This is a genomic window from Nitratireductor aquimarinus, assembly GCF_017255295.1.
In the GTDB taxonomy this organism is placed as follows: Bacteria; Pseudomonadota; Alphaproteobacteria; order Rhizobiales; family Rhizobiaceae; genus Nitratireductor; species Nitratireductor aquimarinus.
This window is the reverse complement of sequence record NZ_JAFKDE010000002.1, coordinates 847,315-868,651: the sequence shown is the minus strand read 5'-3', so window position 1 is coordinate 868,651 and position 21,337 is coordinate 847,315. Positions and strand designations below refer to the sequence as shown.

Sequence of the window (21,337 nt, the reverse complement as noted above, 5' to 3'; positions counted from 1 at the left end):
AATTGCGGGGTGCAAAAGTGAGAAATGTGACGATGTTTAGCAATTGCAGGCGTATTGTGCGCGCGAGCGTGTTGACGTTGGCCGTGGCGACGGCAATGCCCATTCTCGGCGGTACCAGTGCCATGGCGACCGAAATTCGCTATGTGGTCAACAATCTTCCGGTGACCAGCTACGATATCGACCGGCGCGTCGCATTTCTGCGACTGCAGCGCGAGGGTGGCAATCTGCGCCAGAAAGCCACCGATCAGATGATCGAGCAGACGCTCAAGCTGCAGGAAATGCAGCGGCGCAACATCAACATCCCCAAAGAGATGGTGGATCAGGCCTATCAGCGCTTCGCCAGCGGAAACCGGATGACCACCAGCCAGTTGAACCAGGTGATGGCGCAGTCGGGCGTGACGGCAGCGCACTTCAAGGATTTCATCCGTTCGCAGATCGGCTGGAGCCGCGTCATGCAGGCGCGCAACAGCTCTTCCGGCGGCATGAGCGAGCAGGATGTTGTCGCCAAGATGCTTCAGCAGGGTGGCAACAAACCGAGCGCGACCGAATACATGCTTCAGCAGGTCATCTTCGTCGTTCCGTCTGCCGAGCGCTCGAAGTTACTTGGCAAGCGCCAGCGCGAGGCACAGGCGCTGCGTGGCCGCTTCCGGGGCTGCGATTCGACCCGTGAGTTCGCCAAGGGGCTGATCGACGTGACCGTGCGTGACCTTGGCCGTATTCTTGAACCGGAGCTGCCGGGCGACTGGAAAGACCAGATCAAGAAGACGTCCCCCGGCAACGCCACCGGCGTGCGCACGACAGAGCGCGGCGTCGAGTTCATCGGCGTTTGCAGCACGCGCGAAGTTTCCGACGACCGTGTCGCTCAGATGATGTTCCAGAGTGAAGGCTCGGGCGGCGAGGACATGGAAAAGGCCTCGCAGGAATATCTCGCCGAGCTGCGCAAGAACGCGCGCATCACCAAGCGCTGATTGTTCTTCATGAGCCCGGCCTTGCCGGGCTCATCTTTCTTCGACCCTAGATCCAACGAGGTGGCTCTTGCGCCCGCTCGCGCTCAGCATTGGCGATCCGTCCGGAATCGGCCCGGAGGTCATTCTTCAGGCCTGGCTTCGGCGCGACCAGGATAAGCTGTCGCCCTTCTATGTTCTCGGCGACCCTGCCCTTCTGGCCGCACGCGCGCGCCATCTGGGGCTCGACGTACCGCTGTGCGAGGCTGAGCCCGAGGCCGCAGAGAGCGCTTTTGACAATCGGCTGCCGGTCGCACCGCTCGAAAACCGTTTGACCGACAGCGCAGGCCAGCCCGAGACGGTGAATGCGGCGGGTGTCATCGAGGCCATATCACGCGCCGTGACGGATACGGTGGAAAGCCGTGCGGCGGCCGTGGTCACCGCGCCCATCGCCAAGAAGCCACTCTATGATGCAGGCTTTCGTTTTCCGGGCCACACGGAGTTTCTGGGCCATCTGGCGGAGGAGCTGACCGGAAGGCCGGCCACGCCTGTCATGATGCTTGCAGGCCCCGATCTGCGGACCGTTCCGGTGACCGTTCATCAGGCGCTGGCAGGGGTTCCTGAAACCCTGACGCAGGCGCTCGTGGAAGAGATCGCGCGGATCACGCATCGGGAGCTGCGTCAGCGCTTCGGCATAGCAGAACCGCGCCTTGCCATTGCCGGGCTCAACCCGCATGCCGGCGAAGGTGGGGCCATGGGCACGGAAGACCGTGACGTCATCGCGCCGGCGATCCACGCGCTTCAGGAAGACGGGATCAACGCATTCGGCCCCCTGCCCGCCGACACGATGTTTCACGCCCGCGCCCGCGCTGGCTATGACGCCGCACTTTGCATGTATCACGATCAGGCGCTGATCCCCGTGAAGACCATTGCCTTTGACGAGACGGTGAACGTCACGCTCGGCCTTCCCTTCATCCGCACATCGCCGGATCATGGCACGGCATTCGACATTGCCGGACGCGGCATTGCGCGACCCGACAGCCTGATTGCGGCGATCAGGCTTGCGCGCCGGCTCTCAGACAATACGGACACCATAAAATGACGGCCGATGGCCTGCCACCACTCAGAGAGGTCATCGCCAGGCATGGCCTCGCCGCCAAGAAATCGCTCGGCCAGAACTTTCTTCTGGATCTGAACCTGACGGCCAAGGTCGCCCGGGCTGCGGGCGATCTTGAAGGCGCGACGGTGATCGAGGTCGGCCCCGGACCGGGCGGTCTGACGCGCGCCCTGCTGATGGCCGGCGCAGAACGCGTGATCGCCATCGAACGTGACGAGCGCTGTCTCGATGCGCTGGCGGAGATTGCCGCGCACTATCCGGGCCGGCTCGACGTGGTGAATGGCGACGCCATGGAAACGGACTTCTCAGCCCTCGCCCCGGAGGCGCACGGCAAGGTGCGGATTGTCGCCAACCTGCCCTACAATATCGGAACGGAGCTTCTCGTACGCTGGCTGACGCCCGACGCATGGCCGCCCTTCTACGCCTCGATGACGCTGATGTTCCAGCGCGAAGTGGCGCAGCGCATCGTCGCCGAACCCGGCGACAAGGCCTATGGTCGGCTTGGCGTTCTGGCCGGCTGGCGCACCGTCTCCAAGATCGCCTTTGACCTGCCTCCGCAGGCCTTTACGCCCCCGCCGAAAGTGACGTCGTCCGTGGTGCATATCGTGCCGCGCGCCGAGCCGCTGGCGGTCGAGCCCAAAAGGCTGGCGAAGATCACGGAAGCAGCCTTTGGCCAGCGCCGCAAGATGCTGCGCCAGAGCGTCAAATCGCTGGGTGGTGAAGCGCTTCTGGCGCGCGCAGGGATCGATGCGACGCGACGTGCGGAAACGCTCTCAGTGGCCGAATTCGTGGCGCTGGCCAACGCTTCCCAGACCGGTTCATCCTGACGGATTTTGCAGATGGTCGGGTAAGGCAGCCCGACCATGAAATGCAAATGAAGCTCAGTTGCCGTCCTCGCTGAGCAGGCCCGAAACGAAATCGAACAGGCCGGGGCGGCGGTCGCGCCGCAGGCGCTCTGCCTCTACGATGGAGCGCACCGACGAAAAGGCGTGATCGAGCTCTTCATTGATCACGACATAATCGTAATCCAGCCATTTCTCGATTTCCGTCCGCGCATTCTTCAGACGCGTCTGGATGATCTCGGGCGTATCCTCGGCGCGCCGCGTCAGACGGCCAAGCAGCTCCTTCATGCTGGGCGGCAGAATGAAGATGGAGACCACATCCCCACGCATTTTCTCGCGCAGCTGCTCCGCGCCCTGCCAGTCGATGTCGAACAGCATGTCGCGCCCCTCGGTCAGCGCCTTTTCGACAGGCGCGCGGGGGGTACCGTAGAAATTGCCGTGAACCTCGGCCCACTCCAGCAATTCGTCATTGTCGCGCATGATCTCGAATTCGCGCTGCGTCTTGAAGTGGTAGTGCACCCCTTCAATTTCGCTGGCGCGGCGGGGGCGCGTGGTAACGCTTACCGAAAGTTCAAACCCCTTCACCTCGGCCAGAAGCGTGCGTGCGATGGTCGACTTGCCTGCACCCGAAGGTGAAGACAGGACGAGCATAAGGCCGCGGCGCGCGACTTCGGTCGAAACGGCAGGAGACGTCTGCGAGGACATGGTCTACTCCAGATTTTGGACCTGCTCGCGGAACTGATCGACGACGGCCTTTAATTCAAGGCCGATGGCCGTGACGGTTGTCGCGTTGGACTTTGAGCAAAGCGTGTTGGATTCGCGGTTGAACTCCTGACCGAGGAAGTCAAGCTTTCGACCTATGGGGCCGCCGGAGGCGATCAGAGCCCGGGCCGATGCGATATGTGCGCGCAAACGGTCGATCTCTTCACGGATATCCGCCTTGCCTGCAAGGATGGCGGCCTCGGCGTGGAGGCGGGCTTCATCGAAGCCGGTGGTCGCATCCATGAGGCGGGCGACCTGCTCGCTCAGACGCTGGCGTATGGCCTCGGGCGAGCGGGAGGAATCATTTTCGACCTGATCGGTCAGCGTCTCGATGCGCGCCACCTGGTCAAGCAGGATGCGTTCGAGCGCCGCGCCCTCATCCCGCCGCGCGCTCTCAAGGCTGACAAGCGCCTCATCGAAGGTCGAAAGAATGGCTTCATCGAGCGAGGCGCGAACCTCTTCATCCGCCACGGGATCGGCATAGTCGAGCACACCGCGCAGGCCCAGCAGCCCGTCTGCCGATGCAGGAGCAGCGCCGAACTGCTCGTGCAGGCGACCGGCCAGTTCTGCGAGCTCTTTCAGGAACTCTTCATCGACAACCGGGCGGCGCAGAGCGCCATTCTGCGTAAAATTCAGCGAAGCCTGCACATTGCCGCGCGAGAAGCGCTTCTGCAGACGCTGGCGCGCGCCCTGCTCGATCCGTTCAAAACCGGGAGGGAGGCGAAAGCGGGTTTCAAGGCTGCGCCCGTTTACCGATTTCAGCTCCCAGGCGATGCCACCGGCATCATGGTCGCGCGAAGCACGGGCAAAGCCCGTCATGCTTTGAAGCCTGCTCATGCGTCCCCCTCTTCGCGCGACGGTCCGGCTCAGTTGGAGCCGGCCTCGTCTTCCGTCTGGCGCTCGCGCTCCAGCTTGCGCCAGCGTGCGACGTTCTCATTGTGCTCTTTGAGCGTCTTGGCAAAGGCGTGACCGCCCGTACCGTCCGCGACGAAGTAAAGTTCGTCGGTCTGCGACGGGTTTGCCACGGCCTCAAGCGCCGCACGGCCCGGATTGGCGATCGGTGTGGGCGGAAGCCCATCGATCTGATAGGTGTTGTAAGGCGTCTTCTTGTCGATGTCGGACCGGTAGATCGGGCGATCAGCCGGTTTGCCCTGGCCGCCAAACAGACCATAGATGATGGTCGGGTCCGACTGCAGACGCATGCCCTTGTTCAGACGGTTGATGAAGACGGCTGCAACGCGCGGGCGCTCGTCGGCAATGCCGGTTTCCTTCTCCACGATGGAGGCCAGCGTTACGAACTCGTTCTTGTCCTTGACCGGAAGTCCCTCGTCGCGGCGCTCCCAGATGCTGTCGACCAGCTCGCGCTGATCCTCAAGGAGCTTCTCGACGACCGCCGTGCGGTCCATGCCGCGCGTAAAGCGCAGCGTGTCGGCTGCAAGACTGCCTTCCGGCGGCATCTCATCCGGCAGCTTGCCGGAGAGTTCCGGGGTATCCTGAATACGCTGGAACACCTCGACGACGGTCCGCCCTTCCGGGATGGTGAGCGAGTAAAGAACGCTCTTGCCGCTCTTCAGAAGCTCCATGACGTCATGCATCGAAGCGCGGGCGTCGATGGCGTACTCACCGGCCTTGAGCTCGGAATCGGCGCCATAGGCGCGCACACCGATGGAGAAGATGCGCGCATCGCTGATCACGCCCTCGCGCTCGAGCAGGCTGGCGATCTGGTTCACACCGGTGTTCGGTTTGATGAGAACGGTCTCGGCCGTGCTTGACGGGCCGGGCTGATGGAATTCGCGCTTGCCGAAATAGAAGGCGAAGCCGGCCAGAACCACCAGAAAGACGATGGAAGAGAAGACGAAGTTGAAGAACACCACGAACTGGCTGCGCGCGCGCCTGGAGCGCTTCGGTGGCGGGGTTCCCGCCTCCGGTCGTAATGTCTGGCTGGCCGGTTTGAAAGTACGGCCGCGCTCTTCGTCTGGCTGGCGGCCATAGCCGCTGGAATTATCGCCGGAAGTCCCTGTCATGCTTCTTGGACCGCTCCCTTTCAGAACGGCGCCAATTGCCGCCGGTCCTGTCCTATTCTGTGTTCGCGTTATGAACGTTTACGCAAGTTTCGAAAATTGCGTCACCGGAGCTTGCCGCGCGCCATTTCGATTCGTGTCAGAACAGAATGAATTGCGAAAATGGCAAAACTGCAAGCCCGCTATCGGAAACGTTCAGGCCTCATAACGCTTGAATACGAGAGACGCGTTGGTGCCGCCAAAGCCAAAGGAGTTGGAGAGCGCTACGTCAACCTGACGTTCGCGCGGCTTGTTGGGCACCAGATCGATGGCCGTTTCAACCTGTGGATTGTCCAGATTGATGGTCGGCGGCACGATGTTGTCGCGAATGGCCAGAACCGAGAAGATCGCTTCTGCTGCACCCGCGGCACCAAGCAGATGGCCGATGGCCGACTTGGTGGACGACATCGAAACATTGCCTGCGGCATCGCCCATGAGGCGCTCCACGGCTCCAAGCTCGATGGTGTCCGCCATGGTCGAAGTGCCATGTGCGTTGATGTAGTCCAGATCGGCAGGTGTCATGCCGGCGCGCTTCAACGCTGCCTTCATGCAGCGATAGGCACCGTCGCCATCTTCCGCCGGTGCCGTGATGTGATAGGCGTCGCCAGTCAGGCCATAGCCAACCACTTCGGCGTAAATCTTGGCGCCACGCGCCTTTGCATGCTCCAGCTCTTCCAGCACGAGCACGCCTGCGCCCTCGCCCATGACGAAACCGTCGCGGTCGCGGTCATAGGGCCTGGAAGCGATTTCCGGCGTATCGTTGAAGCTGGTGGAGAGAGCCTTGCATGCGGAGAAGCCGGCGATCGACAGACGGGTGATCGGTGCTTCCGCACCACCCGCAAGCATGACGTCGGCGTCACCAAGCATGATGAGGCGCGCGGCATCGCCAATGGCGTGCGCGCCGGTGGAGCAAGCGGTCACGACCGCATGGTTCGGCCCCTTCAGTCCGTGCCGGATCGACACCTGGCCGGACACCATGTTGATGATGTTGCCGGGGATGAAGAAGGGGCTGATGCGGCGCGGACCGCGCTGCTCCAGCGTCAAGGCGTTTTCAGCAATGCCTTCGATGCCGCCGATACCCGAACCGATCAGAACGCCGGTGGCGTATCTGTCGTCTTCGGTTTCCGGCTTCCAGCCGGAATCTTCCAGCGCCTGGTCTGCCGCAGCAATGCCGTAGGTGATGAACTCACCGATCTTGCGCTGCTCGCGGGGTTCCAGAAAGGCGTCGGGGTTGAACGCCCCTTCGCCTTCACGCGGGATCGTATTGGCGATCTTGCACGGCAGATCATCGACCTCAAAACTGTCGATGCGGCTGGCCGCACTCTTGCCCGAAAGCAGGCTCTTCCACCCATGCTCAACACCGAGGCCGAACGGTGAAAGAAGCCCCATACCGGTGACGACAACACGTCTCATATGCTGAATATCCGCCTTGACTACGTTTTTGTAGCGATAACGCCGGAGGCGTTAGGCGGTCGCCTTGTCGATGTACTTCACTGCGTCGCCGACGGTGAGGATCGTCTCGGCAGCGTCGTCCGGGATTTCAACGCCGAACTCTTCTTCAAAGGCCATGACCAGCTCGACGGTGTCGAGGCTGTCTGCGCCAAGATCATCAATGAAGCTTGCGCCTTCGTTCACCTTGTCGCCTTCGACGCCCAGATGCTCGACAACGATTTTCTTAACGCGTTCTGCAGTATCGCTCATGAGAGAACCCTCGACTTTCTGAATTTCCGATCTTCGTTAGCCGCACGATTGCCGCTAATCAAGCTAAATGACGACTAACCCGCTGACATGGCCAGCGCGAAGCCTTCGTTATTCCGTCCTCGATACACGGGTTACGCGCGGCTCGTGGAACGGCTTTCGGCGGGCGCATATCACGATTTAACTGCGCGAGCCAAGCGTTAATCACCCGACATCCACTTTGGACGAGCCCCCGGACGCGATCCATCCCGTGCCCGCCATGCCTTGTGCGAGAACCGCCATCGGACAGGCGCTGAACCGCTTTCCTCACCTTGCTTTGCGGCTGCTTCGACGGTTTCCGGCTGTGCGCCCAGAAACGAGGCGAGCCGGGCCGCCTGATGATTTTCAGCAGTGGTGTCGCCGAATATTTCCACCAGGCCGAGCTCTGAGAAGCCGAAATCGAGCAATGCGCCTGCGATCTCGGCAGCGCTGCCATAACGTCCCCAGAGGTCGGGAGAGAGTTCGATTCCGAGTTCGCCACTGTCCTGTGGACAATTCGCCGCGCGCAGCCCCGCACAGCCGACAAGGCGGCCGGTTTTACGACAGATCACTGCAAACTGGTGGTTTTTGCGCGGATTCTCCGCTGCCCACTGGCGAAAGAGCGCAACAAGCTCTGCCGGATCGCCTGCGGCCTGTCCGGCCTTGCGGCGTGCGGAAACGAAACGCGGATCCGCCTGATAGGCCGCAAGGGCGGCCACATCGGCGGGCTCGAAATCCCGCAGAACAAAGCGTTTTGTCTCGAGCCCGCTCATCGTGTCGACCGGTGTGAACCGATCAGATCATTGCCATGCCGCCATTCACGTGCACGGTCTGGCCGGTCACGTAGGAAGCCTCGTTGGATGCGAGATAGGCGACAGCCGATGCGACTTCCGCACCATTGCCCATGCGCTTCATCGGAATGGCGCCCATGATGGCGTCACGCTGCTTGTCGTTGAGCTTGTCGGTCATGGCCGATTCGATGAAGCCCGGAGCAACGCAGTTGACCGTGATCGAGCGGCTGGCGATTTCCTGCGCCAGCGACTTGGAGAAGCCGATCAGACCCGCCTTGGAGGCGCAGTAATTCGCCTGGCCGGGATTGCCGGTGACGCCCACCACGGAGGTGATGTTGATGATGCGGCCGAATCGGCGGCGCATCATCGGGTGCGTCAGCTCGCGGGTCAGACGGAAAACCGAGCCGAGATTGATCTCGAGGACCGAATCCCAGTCTTCGTCGCTCATGCGCACGAACAGGCCATCGCGGGTGATGCCCGCATTGTTGACCAGAATGTCGACACCTTCGAGTTCAGATTCCGCCTTCTCGGCCAACTGCTTGACTTCACTGCGATCCGACAGGTTCGCCGGCAGAAGCTTTACGCGGTCGCCCAGATCGGCGGCGAGCGCCTCGAGCTTCTCGACGCGCGTGCCATGCAGGCCGACAATGGCGCCCTGCGCATGCAGGATGCGCGCAATCGCCTCGCCAATGCCGCCGGTGGCGCCCGTCACCAGTGCCTTGCGGCCGCTCAGATCAAACATGACGTTGTCCTTTTCAGTCACCTGATTCATTGTTTGGGCACGATTGCCCATCGTGGCGCTGCAGCTCAGACGAGCGCAGCCATTGCCGTTTCGATATCGGCCGGCGTGTTGACCGGAACCGCCTTGAGATCGCGGTTGATGCGGCGCGCCAGCCCCGACAGGACCTTGCCCGAACCGATCTCGTAAAGCGTGTCGACGCCATTCTCGCCGAACCAGCCAACCGTTTCGCGCCAGCGCACGCGGCCCGTCACCTGCTCGACCAGCCGCTCGGCAATCTCTTCGGGATCGCTCAGCGACGACACCGTGACATTGGCCACGACAGGCACGACCGGCGCGTTTTTCTTCACATCGGCCAGTGCTTCGCGCATGGCGTCTGCGGCCGGCTTCATGAGCGCGGAGTGGAACGGCGCGGACACCGGCAGCATGATCGCGCGCTTCGCGCCCTTCTCCGTGGCAAACGCCGCTGCCTGCTCAACAGCCGCCTTTGCGCCGGAAATCACCAGCTGTCCGCCGCCATTGTCATTGGCGATCTGGCATACGCCGCTCCCGGCGGCCGCCTTGCAGATCTCTTCGACGTCTGCCGCCTCAAGGCCGATGATCGCCGCCATCGCACCCTCGCCAACCGGAACAGCTGCCTGCATGGCGTTGCCGCGAATGCGCAGGAGGCGCGCCGTATCGGCCAGCGAGAACATGCCGGCAGCGCAGAGCGCGGAGTATTCGCCGAGCGAATGACCGGCCACGCAGGACACCTTGTCCTTCAGCGACAGACCACCCTTTTCCATGACACGCATTGCGGCAATGGAAACCGCCATCAGCGCCGGCTGCGCATTGGCCGTGAGCGTCAGCTCATCCTCGGGGCCTTCCCACATGATGCTGGAAAGCTTCTGCTCCAGCGCGTCGTCGACCTCGTGGAACACATCCCGTGCTTCCGGAAACGCATCCGCCAGATCGCGTCCCATGCCGACAGCCTGGCTGCCCTGTCCCGGAAAGGTGAAAGCGATGCCCATCGCCAAATCTCCAAAATAACATCGTTATCGGGCGCATCTGGTGACGCAACACAACTGGCGCGTCAAGCTTTTTGGGCATTTCGGGTCTTGCACCTGCCCTGACATGAAAACTCCACAATTGAGGAGAGTAGTTGCCGGGCTCCGCCCCAATTCCGGTGGCGTGCAGGGGTATTTTCAGACATGTCTTTTGGAACTGAACAGCCGCAGGTGAAGACGCCGGCGCGCAAGGTCACACTTCTCCAGATGCTTGGCTTTGTTTCGGTGACGCTTTTTGTGTCCACCGAAGTGGCCGTGGCATCAGCTGCGGGCGTGTGGGGACTTTCCGGTCTTCTGCACCTCAACTCGGTCGGAGAAATCGTACTTGCGGTGATCGTCGGGCTGCCGGCGCTTTATGCAATGGTGCGCTGCGGACAGCTCGCCTTCGAGGCGGAGACGGACCCGGAAAACAATTAGGTCTGTCCCGAGGAGCGTTCGCCCCTCACCTTTCCATCCGGACGATGTCAGGGTTTGTCAGCGGGCATGGCGGTCCGCTGGCATGATGACGGCTTATTGCCTATATCTGCGCGGCTCCCCTTTTCCGATCTCACGGACGCGCTTCCATGACGACAGCCCTTTCCATAAAGAATCTATCCAAGACCTATAAAGGCGGCGTCACCGCGCTCAAATCGGTCGATCTCGACATCGAACGCGGTGAAATCCTCGCCCTGCTCGGCCCCAATGGCGCCGGCAAGACGACGATGATCTCCATCATCTGCGGGCTTGTGCGCCCTTCCACCGGCACGGTGACGGTGGAAGGCAATGACATTGTCAGCCAGTACCGCGAGGCGCGAAAGCTGATCGGCCTCGTGCCGCAGGAACTGCACACCGAAACCTTCGAGACGGTCTGGGCCACGGTGAGTTACAGCCGCGGCCTGTTCGGTAAGAAGCCGAACCCGGCGCTCGTCGAGCAGATTTTGCGCGACCTCTCGCTCTACGAAAAGAAAGACAGCCAGATCATCGCGCTTTCAGGCGGCATGAAGCGGCGTGTCATGATCGCCAAGGCTCTGGCCCATGAGCCGCGCATCCTCTTTCTGGACGAGCCGACTGCCGGCGTCGACGTGGAGCTGCGCAAGGATATGTGGCGGCTGGTCAAACGCCTGCGCGACACGGGCGTCACCATCATCCTGACCACGCATTACATCGAGGAGGCAGAGGAAATCGCCGACCGGGTGGGCGTCATCCGGAAGGGTGAGCTTCTTCTGGTCGAGGACAAGGCCGAACTGATGCGCAAGCTTGGCCAGAAGCAACTGACGCTCGACCTGCAAAAGCCGCTAGAGAGCCTGCCCGAGACGCTCTCCCATTTTGATCTGAAGCTGACCGACGACGGCCAGCAGATCATCTATTCCTATGACACGCAGGCAAACCGGACAGGCATCGCCACGCTTCTCTCGGCGCTTGGCGAGGCCGACATCATCGTCAAGGATCTCGATACACAGCAGCGCTCGCTTGAAGACATCTTCGTGAGCCTGGTGGTGGAGGAAAAGCAGTGAATTTCGAAGCCGTCAAATCCATCTATCTCTTCGAGATGGCGCGCATGAAGCGCACGCTCCTGCAAAGCGTGATCTCGCCGGTGCTCTCCACCTCTCTCTATTTCATCGTCTTCGGCGCGGCCATCGGCTCGCGCATCGAGGAGATCGACGGCGTGCAGTATGGCGCGTTCATCGTGCCGGGCCTGATGATGCTCACCCTGTTGCAGAACTCGATCTCCAACGCGTCCTTCGGCATCTATTTCCCAAAATTCATCGGCACGATCTATGAGGTTTTGTCGGCGCCGATTTCGTTCTTCGAGATCGTCCTCGGCTATGTGGGGGCTGCGGCCACCAAATCGATCATTCTGGGCCTGATCATTCTGGCCACGGCGCATCTCTTCGTGCCCATCGAGATCAGGCACCCCTTCTGGATGCTCTTCTTTCTGGTGATGACGGCAGTGACTTTCAGCCTGTTCGGCTTCATCATCGGCATCTGGGCCGACAATTTCGAGAAACTGCAGCTCATTCCGCTGCTGGTGATCACGCCGCTCGTGTTTCTGGGCGGCTCGTTCTACTCGATCCAGATGCTGCCGGAATTCTGGCAGAAGGTGACGCTCGCCAACCCTGTTCTCTATCTCATCAGCGGCTTCCGCTGGAGCTTCTACGAGACCTCGGATGTGGGGATCGGCGTGAGCATCGGCATGATCTCGTTCTTCCTGGTTCTGTGCCTCGGCGCGATCTGGTGGATCTTCAGAACCGGCTACCGCCTGAAGACCTGACGGCTAACGCAGGGTCTTCAGGTAATCCCTGAATTCCCTGCCCGCCTGCGGTGCAAACCGCTCTCCGGTTTCGGTCACGGTCGCCAGCCGGTCTACGCGAAAATTGCGGAAATCGTCACGCTCGTCGCACCATGCCGTCAATAGCCAGACCTGGTCGAAAGCGGTCAGCCCCAGCGGGCGGACCCGACGGGTGCTCTGCTGGTCCTTGAGGTCGAGATAGACGATTTCCAGACGCCTGCGCTCCCGCACAGCCCTGCGCAGCGCCGCCAGATGGCGCTGTGCCTCCGACGCCTTCGAATAGGCGATCATGTCGCCCTGACGCACACGCCCATTCGCACCGCCCGGCGCAATCGCGTCGACTTTCGCCGCCACCCGCGCGGCAGCCTTCTTGATATCACTGTCACCGCGCGCCGAAATCAGCTGCATGCCGAGCGTGATCGCATCCAGCTCATCGGCATCGAAATGCAGAGGCGGCAGAAAATAACCACGCTCGATCTGATAACCGACACCACCCTCACCCCGGATCGGCGCGCCCATGGACTGAAGCGTCGCGATATCGCGGTAGATCGTGCGCACCGAAACACCCAGCGTTTCGGCAAGCACGGCGGCGCTCACCGGCTGGCGGTGCATCCGCAGCTGCTCCAGAAGCCCAAAAAGACGTGATGCGCGCATTCGCTCGCCCCTGACAGAAATTGTCAATCCAGTACCGTAACTACGTCTCCGCAACAGGCCCGGCAAGCCCGACCGGAGCTGGCTGGCGCGTATGAAAGGAAGACGATCCATGTTGAGAAAACCCGATGGCCCTTTGAGCATGATGGGCTTTGCCCGTTACGAGAAACGCGAGGACGTGGAGACCGAACGCCTGATCGACAGGGCGCTCACCTGGCAGGAAACATTTCTGCGCCCCATGGAAGGCATTCTCTTTCATGCCTTTCTGGGCAATCTGAAAGGCGGCTTTGCCGACATCATCTTCGCCCGCGATGCCGAAAGCTTCGATGCAATGGGAGCTGCATATGCGGATGCACTGAGCAGCAGCGCGCTGATGGAGCTTCTGTCACCCGGAACCATCCGCCTTTCGCGCAACCGCGTTCTAAAGCCTGTCACGGCCCCGCCGAGCGACTTTTCCTGCGTTGAGTTCGGGACGTTCGAGATTGCAAAGGGCACGGATGCGGGCGAAAGAGATTTGCTCGCCATCTCAGAACGGATCGAAACCGAATATCTCAACCGGTCCGACAACACACGACTGCATTTCATCGGACACGGCGGAGAGAATCGCTTCTGCGAAGTGACCTTCGGCCGCTCACTTGGAAAGACAAAGCGTCTGTGCGATGGTTATGTCGGGCACCCGGTCTGCCAGCCGCTTCTGGATCTGTGCGATCCGGCCAGTCTGGACCTCGATTTCTGGTATGTGCTCGCCTGAGGCAATCGCCTTGCATCTTTGCCCAGAACCTGTATAAGCGCGCGGTCTGCCGGTTTCAGCTGGGGGCTGAACGGAGGGCCGTGCGCCTGTGCGTGCGTTGTGAAGGCAAGTCCTTCCGCCTCCCGTGTCTCCGCTCTCGACCGTCTCGTCCAAGCGCCTTTCTTCGTCGGGCTTGCCCGCAAAGAGGTGTCGCTGAGGCTTTAGCCGCTGGGATCCGGTGTGACACAAAAGGAAGAAAGGCAAGACAATGGCACTTTACGAACACGTGTTCCTTGCCCGGCAGGATCTCTCGCCGCAGCAGGTTGACGCTCTTGTAGAACAGTTCAAGGGCATCATCGAGGCTGGTGGCGGCTCCGTCGGTCGGGTCGAGAACTGGGGACAGAAGTCCCTCGCCTACCGGATCAAGAAGAACCGCAAGGCTTATTTCACGCTCATGGACATCGACTCCCCGGCCGCAGCCGTGAAGGAAGTCGAGCGCCAGATGGGTCTGTCGGAAGACATCCTCCGCTTCATGACCGTTCGCGTCGAAGCACACGAGGAAGGCCCGTCCGCAATGATGCAGCGCCGTGATGACCGTGGCCCGCGTCGTGACGACCGTGGCCCGCGCGGCCCGCGCCGTGACGACCGTGGTCCCCGTCGCGAATTTGACCGCGACAACAAGAAGGAAGGCTCCGAATAATGGTCGATATCAACCAGATCCCGACGCGGCGCCCGTTCCATCGTCGTCGCAAGACCTGCCCGTTCTCCGGCGCCAACGCTCCGAAGATCGATTACAAGGACGTAAAGCTCCTGCAGCGCTACATTTCCGAGCGCGGCAAGATCGTCCCCTCCCGCATCACCGCGGTGAGCCAGAAGAAGCAGCGCGAGCTGGCCAAGGCCATCAAGCGCGCTCGTTTCCTGGGCCTTCTCCCCTACGTGGTGAAGTAAGATTCGGCGCGGGCGGTTTATCCGCCCGCCCACTCTCCGCGGCGGGCGCGGAAGAGTTCTTTCAAATCCCGAGTTGGGGCCTTTGCCCCTAACTGCCACCGGCAGGACAGCGACCCTGGTGCCGCACAGACCGGCATTTTCCGTTTCTGACCTGCCCTGATTTGTTTTCCGGCTTCAAAAGCCGATGAAGAAGGACAGAAACGATGGACGTCATTCTCCTTGAACGCATTGCCAAGCTCGGCCAGATGGGCGACGAGGTAAAGGTCAAAGACGGTTACGCACGCAACTTCCTGCTGCCGCGCGGCAAGGCTCTGCGCGCCAACGCTGCCAACCGCAAGAAGTTCGAAGGCCAGCGCGTTGAGCTCGAGGCCCGCAACCTCGAACAGAAGAAGGAAGCCGAAAGCGTTGCAGAGCAGCTCGACGGCAAGTCCTTCGTGGTTGTGCGCTCCGCAGCCGAGACCGGTCAGCTTTACGGTTCTGTTGCAGCCCGCGACATCGTCGAGTTCCTGGCCGAAGAAGGCTTCAAGATCGGCCGCAGCCAGGTTGAGCTCAACCACCCGATCAAGACGATCGGTCTGGTCAACGTCGCCATCGCCCTGCATGCAGAGGTCGAGGCAACCGTGACGCTGAACATCGCTCGCTCGAGCGACGAGGCAGAGCGCCAGGCACGCGGCGAGACGCTCGATTCCGCTGAAGCCATTTACGGCGACGACATCAACGACACCGCGCGCCCGGACGAGTTCTTCGATCCGGAAGCCGAGTACGATGATGAAGCTTCGGAAGCCGGCGCAGAAGCAGCCGAAGGCGACGAAGAAGAGAACGCGTAAGTCAACGCGCCTCATCGGTTTGAAGCCGGGCGGAAACGCCCGGCTTTTTTATTGCCTGAAAGCGGTGATGGACTGCTTGCCGGTTTCAGAGCGCCTGTTTCGCAGCGAATGCTGCGGGATCAGTCGGCTTCGTCTCAATCGAATGCTTCATGTCAACAGACGGCAGGAATAATCATCTGGCTAAAGACAGGATGAGGTCTGGCCCTTTTCAATCCTCATAAAATTGTTTCATAATCACACCCTCCCGAGACTTTTGGGGGTGTTGCGATGAACTGGTTGCTTGAGAAATTCGTTTTTCGCCTGGTCCGCAAAGGCACGCTTTCAATAACCGACGCGGCCGGCAAAACGCATGTCTTCGGTGACGGGACAGGGTGTCCCGTCCATATCGTTATTCGCACAGCGGCGGCAGAGCGCGCCATGGCGCTCGACCCCATGCTTGCCGTGCCGGAGCGATACATGGAAGGCGACGTGGATATCGTCGAAGGCGATATCCTGACCTTTCTGCAAATAGTCTACACCAATATGGATGAGACGCAGACCCAGCCTTTCCTGCTCAGGCTGGGCGAGATGCTTCGCTACCCGTTGCGGCGTCTGCATCAATTCAACACACAGGCGCGCTCCAGGCGCAATGTGCGGCGGCATTACGATCTTTCCGAAGAGCTCTACCGCCTCTTCCTCGATGAGGACATGCAGTATTCCTGCGCCTATTTCGAGACGCCGGACGTTTCTCTGGAAGAGGCGCAACGCGCCAAGAAGCGCCACATCATGGCGAAGCTCGCGCTACAGCCCGGCCACCGGGTGCTGGACATAGGGTCTGGCTGGGGTGGTCTCGGTCTCGACATTGCCCGCCAGTTCGACGCGCAGCTCCTTGGCGTAACGCTTTCAGAAGAACAGCACCGGGTTTCGAGCGCGCGCGCACGGGAAGCGGGGCTTGCAGACAAGGCCCGGTTCGAGATCGTCGATTATCGCTCGCTGACGGGTCCGTTCGACCGGATTGTCTCGGTCGGCATGTTCGAACATGTGGGCATCAACCATTACCGCACCTATTTCGACCAGTGTGCGCGGCTTCTGGCCGATGATGGCGTGATGCTTCTGCACACGATCGGCCGGTCGACCGGCCCTTCGATCACCAATGCCTTCATCCGCAAATACATCTTCCCGGGCGGCTACATTCCCGCCCTTTCGGAAATGCTCCCCCCGATCGAGAAGTCGGGGCTGATCGTGACCGATGTGGAGATCCTGCGCATTCACTATGCGGATACGCTGAAGCACTGGCAGGAGCGTTTTCAGAAGAACCGCGCCAGGGCGGTGGAGATTTATGACGAGCGCTTCGCCAGAATGTGGGAATTCTACCTGGCAGGCTCCGAGGCCTCATTCCGCTGGCAGGAAATGGTGGTGTTCCAGATCCAGCTGACCAAGAGGCGGGAAACGCTGCCGGTGACCCGCGACTATATCGGAGAGACGGAGAAGCGGCTTGCGAACCCCAATGGCAAGCGGCCCGGAAAATTCAAGCAGGCAGCGGAGTAAAAAGCGCCTCTCCCGTCCCAAAGATAGATGCGTGGCTGTCAAGCGAATCATCTAATATGGATGGCATTTCTGGACGCTGTGGTTTTCATGTCGCGACTGGCGGTGGATTACGGGGGTTGCGGGGGTTGCTAACTTGATCCGCCTCCCGCCTCTTATCCTCAAAGCCTGCAGCGTCTAGGAGATATGACTGGGGTAGCCTGGACGTTTCACATTGCGTCTGTCCGGGCCAAGTGACACTGAAACACCGGAAGAGCTCAGATGGCAGAGGCGGCAGTCCGCAAGCTCGAAACAGCGGAAACAAAGCTTTATCGCGAAGCACCGAACAACATTGAGGCAGAGCAGGCATTGCTGGGCGCAATCCTGGTCAACAATGATGCCCTTTACCGTGTCTCGGACTTTCTGAAAGCGGAGCATTTCTATGAGCCGCTTCACCGCAACATCTTCGAGGTCGCCGGCGATCTGATCCGCATGGGCAAGACGGCCAACCCCGTCACCATCAAGACGTTTCTCCCTGCCGAGGAGAAAGTCGGCGAACTGACCGTGGCGCAGTATCTTGCGCGTCTGGCGGCCGAAGCCGTGACGATCATCAACGCTTCCGACTATGGCCGCGCCATCTACGATCTGGCGGTCCGGCGTTCGCTGATCACGGTCGGCGAAGACATGGTCAACATCGCCTATGACGCGCCGGTGGACATGGCGCCCAACAAGCAGATCGAGGACGCCGAGCGACGCCTCTTCGAACTGGCCGAGACCGGCCGCTACGATGGCGGCTTCGAGAGCTTCGGCGATGCGACCAAGACCGCCGTGGACATGGCCAATGCTGCCTTCATGCGTGACGGCCACCTTTCGGGCATTTCGACGGGCCTGCGCGACCTCGACGGGCGCATGGGCGGACTGCAGCCCTCTGACCTTATTATCCTCGCCGGACGTCCTGCCATGGGTAAGACGTCGCTTGTGACCAACATCGCCTTCAACATTGCTGCGGCCTATGAGCCTGAGCAGCAGGCCGACGGCTCCTTTGCGGCTGCCAATGGCGGCGTGGTCGGCTTCTTCTCGCTCGAAATGTCGTCCGAACAGCTCGCCACGCGTATCATTTCCGAGCAGACCGAAATCCCCTCCTCCAAGATCCGCCGCGGTGAGATCACCGAGACCGATTTCGAGAAGCTTGTGGCCTGCGCCCAGACGATGCAGAAGATCCCGCTCTTCATCGACCAGACGGGTGGTATTTCCATCGCCCAGCTTGCTGCCCGTGCGCGCCGTCTGAAGCGCCAGCGCGGCCTCGACATCATCATCATCGACTATGTGCAGCTGATGCAGGGTTCTTCCAAGAACTCGCAGAACCGCGTGCAGGAAATCACCGAAATCACCACCGGCCTGAAGGCGCTGGCCAAGGAGCTTTCGACGCCGATCATCGCGCTGTCACAGCTCTCCCGTCAGGTGGAAGCGCGTGACGACAAGCGCCCGCAGCTCGCCGACCTTCGTGAATCGGGCTCGATCGAGCAGGACGCCGACGTGGTTCTGTTCGTTTATCGTGACGAGTACTATCTGAAGAACAAGGAGCCGAAGCCCGGCACCGAAGAGTACATGCAGTGGGAAGCCGAGATGAACGAGGTGCGCGGCAAGGCCGAGGTCATCATCGCCAAGCAGCGTCACGGTCCGACAGGCACGGTTCAGCTCGCGTTCCACGGCGAATTCACCCGCTTCTCCGATCTTGCCGAAGAAGATCGGATGCCCGAACGTTTTGAGTAGTAAAGACATGACTTCAATCGATCCGCAGATGCGCGGCGCAGACCCCCGCGTTGCCGGTGGCCGCCTGACAGTCGACCTGGATGCTCTGGTCGCCAATTACCGGCAGATGGCCGAACGCTCGACCCCGGCGGAAGCAGCCGCCGTGGTGAAGGCCGACGCCTATGGGCTGGGCGCAGGTCCGGTGGTCGCAGCGCTGGTCGCCGAGGGCTGCCGAAAGTTCTTCGTCGCCCTGCCCGAAGAGGGTCTTGCCGTGCGGGCTGCCGCGCCCGATGCCGAGATCTATGTCTTCAACGGACTGTTCAGCCCCGAGGCAGCTTCCTTCTACCGCGAAGGGCGTCTCATCCCGGTGCTCAACTCGCAGACGGATCTGGCGATCTGGGAAGCCCATGGCTGGGATGATGGCGACACGCCACGCCCCTGTGCGCTGCATGTGGAGACGGGCATGAACCGGCTCGGCCTGACGCCGGAGCGAACCCGCATTCTGGCGCAGGAGAACGCCCTGACCGGAGCGCTGACGCCCCGGCTGATCCTCAGCCACCTCGCCTGCGCCGACACGCCGGACCATCCGATGAACCGGCAACAACTGGAATCATTTCAGGCGCTTTGCGCACTTTTCCCAGATGCAGAATCAAGTCTGGCGAACTCCGCCGGCATCTTTCTGGGCGGGGAATTCCTGTGCGATGTGACGCGCCCGGGCGTGTCGCTTTACGGTAGCAATCCCGTAAACGATACGGAAAATCCGATGCAGCCCGTGGCCACGGTTCAGGCGCGCATTGCGCAACTGCGTCAGGTGCCCGCCGGCGGCACGGTCAGCTACGGTGCGACACCTGTAACCCGCGACACGCTTCTGGCGGTCACCGCAACCGGCTATGCCGATGGCTACCATCGCTCCGGCTCTGGTGCGGGCGTGCCGCTGCGCAACGCGGTGCCTCAGGGCGCATGCGGCTTTGTGGATGGCGAGCGCGTGCCGGTGATCGGCCGCATCACCATGGACCTCACCCTGTTCGACGTGACCGATCTCGGTCCCGATGCGCTGCAGGTGGGCGACTTCATCGAGCTCATCGGCCACAACATGCCCGTCGACGACGTGGCAATGGCCTGCGGCACGATTTCCTATGAGCTGCTGACCTCGCTCGGCCGCCGCTATGAGCGGCATTACGTACACGGCGGGGACCGCATCTGATGGCCCGCGCACGCGTCCAGTTCATCTGCCAGAACTGCGGCACGGTGCATGCGCGCTGGGCCGGCAAATGCGACGGATGCGGCGCGTGGAACACGCTGGTCGAGGAAGGCACGTCGAGCGGCATCGGTTCCGGCCCGCAGGCCGCCTCGCGCAAGGCCCGCAAGGGACGCGCCGTGGCGCTCACCACGCTTTCCGGCGACATCGAGGATGCACCGCGCATCACCACCGGCATAGGTGAGCTTGACCGGGTGACCGGCGGCGGCTTCGTGCGCGGCTCGGCGCTGCTGGTCGGCGGCGATCCGGGCATCGGCAAATCCACCCTTCTGACACAGGCAGCAGCCGCCCTCGCCGAGCGCGGCCACCGCATCGTCTACGTGTCGGGCGAAGAAGCGGTGGCGCAGATCCGTCTGCGCGCGCAGCGTCTTCATGTGGCGCAGCAGCCCGTGGAACTGGCCGCCGAGACCAATGTGGAAGACATTCTGGCGACCATCGAGGACGGGAAACGGCCCGATCTCGTCATTCTGGATTCGATCCAGACCCTGTGGACGGACATGGCCGATTCAGCCCCCGGCACCGTGACACAGGTGCGCGCCTCGGCGCAGGCCATGATCCGCTATGCAAAATCCACCGGCGCAGCTGTCGTGCTCGTCGGGCACGTGACCAAGGAAGGCCAGATCGCCGGCCCCCGCGTGGTGGAGCACATGGTGGATGGCGTTCTCTATTTCGAGGGCGAAGGCGGCCATCACTACCGCATCCTGCGCACGGTGAAGAACCGTTTCGGCCCGACCGACGAAATCGGCGTGTTCGAGATGGGCGACAAGGGGCTGCGCGAAGTCTCCAACCCGTCCGAACTCTTTCTGGGCGAGCGCAGCGCGGCCGCTCCGGGCGCTGCCGTCTTCGCCGGGATGGAGGGCACGCGACCGGTTCTTGTGGAAATCCAGGCGCTTGTCGCCCCCTCGCCGCTCGGCACGCCGCGCCGCGCGGTGGTGGGATGGGATTCCGCCAGACTTTCCATGGTCTTGGCCGTTCTCGAGGCGCATTGCGGGGTGCGCTTTGCAACCCATGATGTCTATCTGAATGTGGCCGGTGGCTACCGGATTTCGGAGCCGGCGGCCGATCTGGCGGTGGCTGCGGCACTGGTCTCCTCCCTCACCGGGCTTGCCCTGCCAGCCGATTGCGTCTATTTCGGCGAAATCAGCCTTTCGGGCGCTGTCAGACCCGTTGCGCATGCAGCGAGCCGTCTCAAGGAAGCCGAAAAGCTCGGTTTCGCCCAAGCGGTCATGCCGCCGGGCAACGAGGACGGATCGGGTGCCATCGCAGCACGGTCGGCGCGGCCCGAAGCGCTTGCCGAACTGGTTGCCCGCATCGCGGGCGCCAAGGCGGCCTAGCGGGACGGTATGAACGGATCGATTGGCGGACAGTGGCCCGGAAGACAA

The 21,337-nt window shown here is 61.7% G+C and carries 23 protein-coding genes; 14 read left to right on the top strand and 9 right to left on the bottom strand.

Translation table 11 applies throughout. The features are described 5' to 3' along the window. Window positions 1–32 precede the first annotated feature (32 nt). From JYP46_RS04495 to rsmA, 3 genes are all read left to right on the top strand, one after another. On the top strand, window positions 33–968 hold the full coding sequence (locus tag JYP46_RS04495; protein WP_113154720.1) for a peptidylprolyl isomerase: 936 nt from the start codon (window positions 33–35) through the stop codon (window positions 966–968). A gap of 67 nt (window positions 969–1,035) precedes the next feature. Then, the gene (gene pdxA, locus JYP46_RS04490; RefSeq protein WP_206547382.1) at window positions 1,036–2,046 is read left to right on the top strand and encodes a 4-hydroxythreonine-4-phosphate dehydrogenase PdxA; all 1,011 of its coding nucleotides are present in this window, start codon (window positions 1,036–1,038) and stop codon (window positions 2,044–2,046) included. After that, on the top strand, window positions 2,043–2,888 hold the full coding sequence (gene rsmA / locus JYP46_RS04485) for a 16S rRNA (adenine(1518)-N(6)/adenine(1519)-N(6))-dimethyltransferase RsmA (protein ID WP_206547381.1): 846 nt from the start codon (window positions 2,043–2,045) through the stop codon (window positions 2,886–2,888). Before pdxA ends, rsmA begins: the two co-directional genes overlap by 4 nt. Before the next feature lie 54 nt (window positions 2,889–2,942). Here rsmA and gmk read toward each other — a convergent pair whose 3' ends face one another. From gmk to fabD, 8 genes are all read right to left on the bottom strand, one after another. Then, window positions 2,943–3,608: a guanylate kinase gene (gene gmk / locus JYP46_RS04480; RefSeq protein WP_113154717.1), complete on the bottom strand. Its 666-nt coding sequence runs from the start codon at window positions 3,606–3,608 to the stop codon at window positions 2,943–2,945. A gap of 3 nt (window positions 3,609–3,611) precedes the next feature. Further along, window positions 3,612–4,502 carry a YicC/YloC family endoribonuclease gene (locus tag JYP46_RS04475; RefSeq protein WP_206547380.1) on the bottom strand — a complete coding sequence of 297 codons (891 nt, stop codon included), beginning with the start codon at window positions 4,500–4,502 and terminating at the stop codon, window positions 3,612–3,614. A 29-nt stretch (window positions 4,503–4,531) separates the two neighbouring features. Next, window positions 4,532–5,689, bottom strand: coding sequence for an endolytic transglycosylase MltG (gene mltG, locus JYP46_RS04470; RefSeq protein WP_113154715.1), 1,158 nt, complete (start codon window positions 5,687–5,689; stop codon window positions 4,532–4,534). A 192-nt stretch (window positions 5,690–5,881) separates the two neighbouring features. After that, window positions 5,882–7,138, bottom strand: a complete 1,257-nt coding sequence (gene fabF / locus JYP46_RS04465) for a beta-ketoacyl-ACP synthase II (RefSeq protein WP_206546643.1) — start codon at window positions 7,136–7,138, stop codon at window positions 5,882–5,884. Window positions 7,139–7,189: 51 nt separating this feature from the next. Beyond that, on the bottom strand, window positions 7,190–7,426 hold the full coding sequence (locus JYP46_RS04460) for an acyl carrier protein (RefSeq protein WP_113154713.1): 237 nt from the start codon (window positions 7,424–7,426) through the stop codon (window positions 7,190–7,192). A 197-nt stretch (window positions 7,427–7,623) separates the two neighbouring features. Then, window positions 7,624–8,214, bottom strand: coding sequence for a GNAT family N-acetyltransferase (locus tag JYP46_RS04455; RefSeq protein ID WP_206546642.1), 591 nt, complete (start codon window positions 8,212–8,214; stop codon window positions 7,624–7,626). A gap of 22 nt (window positions 8,215–8,236) precedes the next feature. Further along, complete coding sequence (gene fabG, locus JYP46_RS04450) at window positions 8,237–8,974, bottom strand: 3-oxoacyl-[acyl-carrier-protein] reductase (RefSeq protein WP_206546641.1); 738 nt, start codon at window positions 8,972–8,974, stop codon at window positions 8,237–8,239. A 65-nt stretch (window positions 8,975–9,039) separates the two neighbouring features. After that, complete coding sequence (gene fabD / locus JYP46_RS04445; RefSeq protein ID WP_206547379.1) at window positions 9,040–9,981, bottom strand: ACP S-malonyltransferase; 942 nt, start codon at window positions 9,979–9,981, stop codon at window positions 9,040–9,042. A 180-nt stretch (window positions 9,982–10,161) separates the two neighbouring features. On the opposite strand from fabD, the gene JYP46_RS04440 reads away from it, so the two are divergent. The 3 genes from JYP46_RS04440 to JYP46_RS04430 all read left to right on the top strand — a co-directional run bounded on the left by JYP46_RS04440 (window position 10,162) and on the right by JYP46_RS04430 (window position 12,268). Continuing rightward, window positions 10,162–10,434 (top strand): hypothetical protein, encoded by a 273-nt coding sequence (locus tag JYP46_RS04440; RefSeq protein ID WP_206547378.1) that lies wholly within the window; start codon window positions 10,162–10,164, stop codon window positions 10,432–10,434. Window positions 10,435–10,580: 146 nt separating this feature from the next. Beyond that, a complete protein-coding gene (locus JYP46_RS04435) occupies window positions 10,581–11,510 on the top strand; it encodes an ABC transporter ATP-binding protein (protein ID WP_206547377.1) in 930 nt (309 codons plus the stop codon). Continuing rightward, window positions 11,507–12,268, top strand: a complete 762-nt coding sequence (locus tag JYP46_RS04430) for an ABC transporter permease (RefSeq protein ID WP_206547376.1) — start codon at window positions 11,507–11,509, stop codon at window positions 12,266–12,268. Before JYP46_RS04435 ends, JYP46_RS04430 begins: the two co-directional genes overlap by 4 nt. Window positions 12,269–12,271: 3 nt before the next feature. On the opposite strand, the gene JYP46_RS04425 is transcribed toward JYP46_RS04430, so the two are convergent. Next, window positions 12,272–12,940 carry a helix-turn-helix transcriptional regulator gene (locus tag JYP46_RS04425; RefSeq protein WP_206546636.1) on the bottom strand — a complete coding sequence of 223 codons (669 nt, stop codon included), beginning with the start codon at window positions 12,938–12,940 and terminating at the stop codon, window positions 12,272–12,274. Between the two features lie 109 nt (window positions 12,941–13,049). Between JYP46_RS04425 and JYP46_RS04420 the strand changes: the two genes are divergently transcribed. From JYP46_RS04420 to radA, 8 genes are all read left to right on the top strand, one after another. Beyond that, window positions 13,050–13,688 carry a hypothetical protein gene (locus tag JYP46_RS04420; protein ID WP_206547375.1) on the top strand — a complete coding sequence of 213 codons (639 nt, stop codon included), beginning with the start codon at window positions 13,050–13,052 and terminating at the stop codon, window positions 13,686–13,688. Between the two features lie 247 nt (window positions 13,689–13,935). Then, the gene (gene rpsF, locus JYP46_RS04415) at window positions 13,936–14,367 is read left to right on the top strand and encodes a 30S ribosomal protein S6 (RefSeq protein ID WP_113154705.1); all 432 of its coding nucleotides are present in this window, start codon (window positions 13,936–13,938) and stop codon (window positions 14,365–14,367) included. Beyond that, window positions 14,367–14,615 carry a 30S ribosomal protein S18 gene (rpsR, locus tag JYP46_RS04410; RefSeq protein WP_002963610.1) on the top strand — a complete coding sequence of 83 codons (249 nt, stop codon included), beginning with the start codon at window positions 14,367–14,369 and terminating at the stop codon, window positions 14,613–14,615. The genes rpsF and rpsR overlap by 1 nt, the downstream gene beginning before the upstream one ends. Window positions 14,616–14,818: 203 nt before the next feature. Then, window positions 14,819–15,442 (top strand): 50S ribosomal protein L9, encoded by a 624-nt coding sequence (gene rplI / locus JYP46_RS04405; RefSeq protein ID WP_113154704.1) that lies wholly within the window; start codon window positions 14,819–14,821, stop codon window positions 15,440–15,442. Between the two features lie 267 nt (window positions 15,443–15,709). Beyond that, window positions 15,710–16,969 carry an SAM-dependent methyltransferase gene (locus tag JYP46_RS04400; protein ID WP_206547374.1) on the top strand — a complete coding sequence of 420 codons (1,260 nt, stop codon included), beginning with the start codon at window positions 15,710–15,712 and terminating at the stop codon, window positions 16,967–16,969. Between the two features lie 258 nt (window positions 16,970–17,227). Continuing rightward, window positions 17,228–18,718: a replicative DNA helicase gene (locus JYP46_RS04395; RefSeq protein WP_113154702.1), complete on the top strand. Its 1,491-nt coding sequence runs from the start codon at window positions 17,228–17,230 to the stop codon at window positions 18,716–18,718. A gap of 7 nt (window positions 18,719–18,725) precedes the next feature. Beyond that, on the top strand, window positions 18,726–19,901 hold the full coding sequence (gene alr / locus JYP46_RS04390; RefSeq protein ID WP_206547373.1) for an alanine racemase: 1,176 nt from the start codon (window positions 18,726–18,728) through the stop codon (window positions 19,899–19,901). Further along, window positions 19,901–21,289 (top strand): DNA repair protein RadA, encoded by a 1,389-nt coding sequence (gene radA / locus JYP46_RS04385; RefSeq protein WP_113154700.1) that lies wholly within the window; start codon window positions 19,901–19,903, stop codon window positions 21,287–21,289. The genes alr and radA overlap by 1 nt, the downstream gene beginning before the upstream one ends. Window positions 21,290–21,337 lie beyond the last annotated feature (48 nt).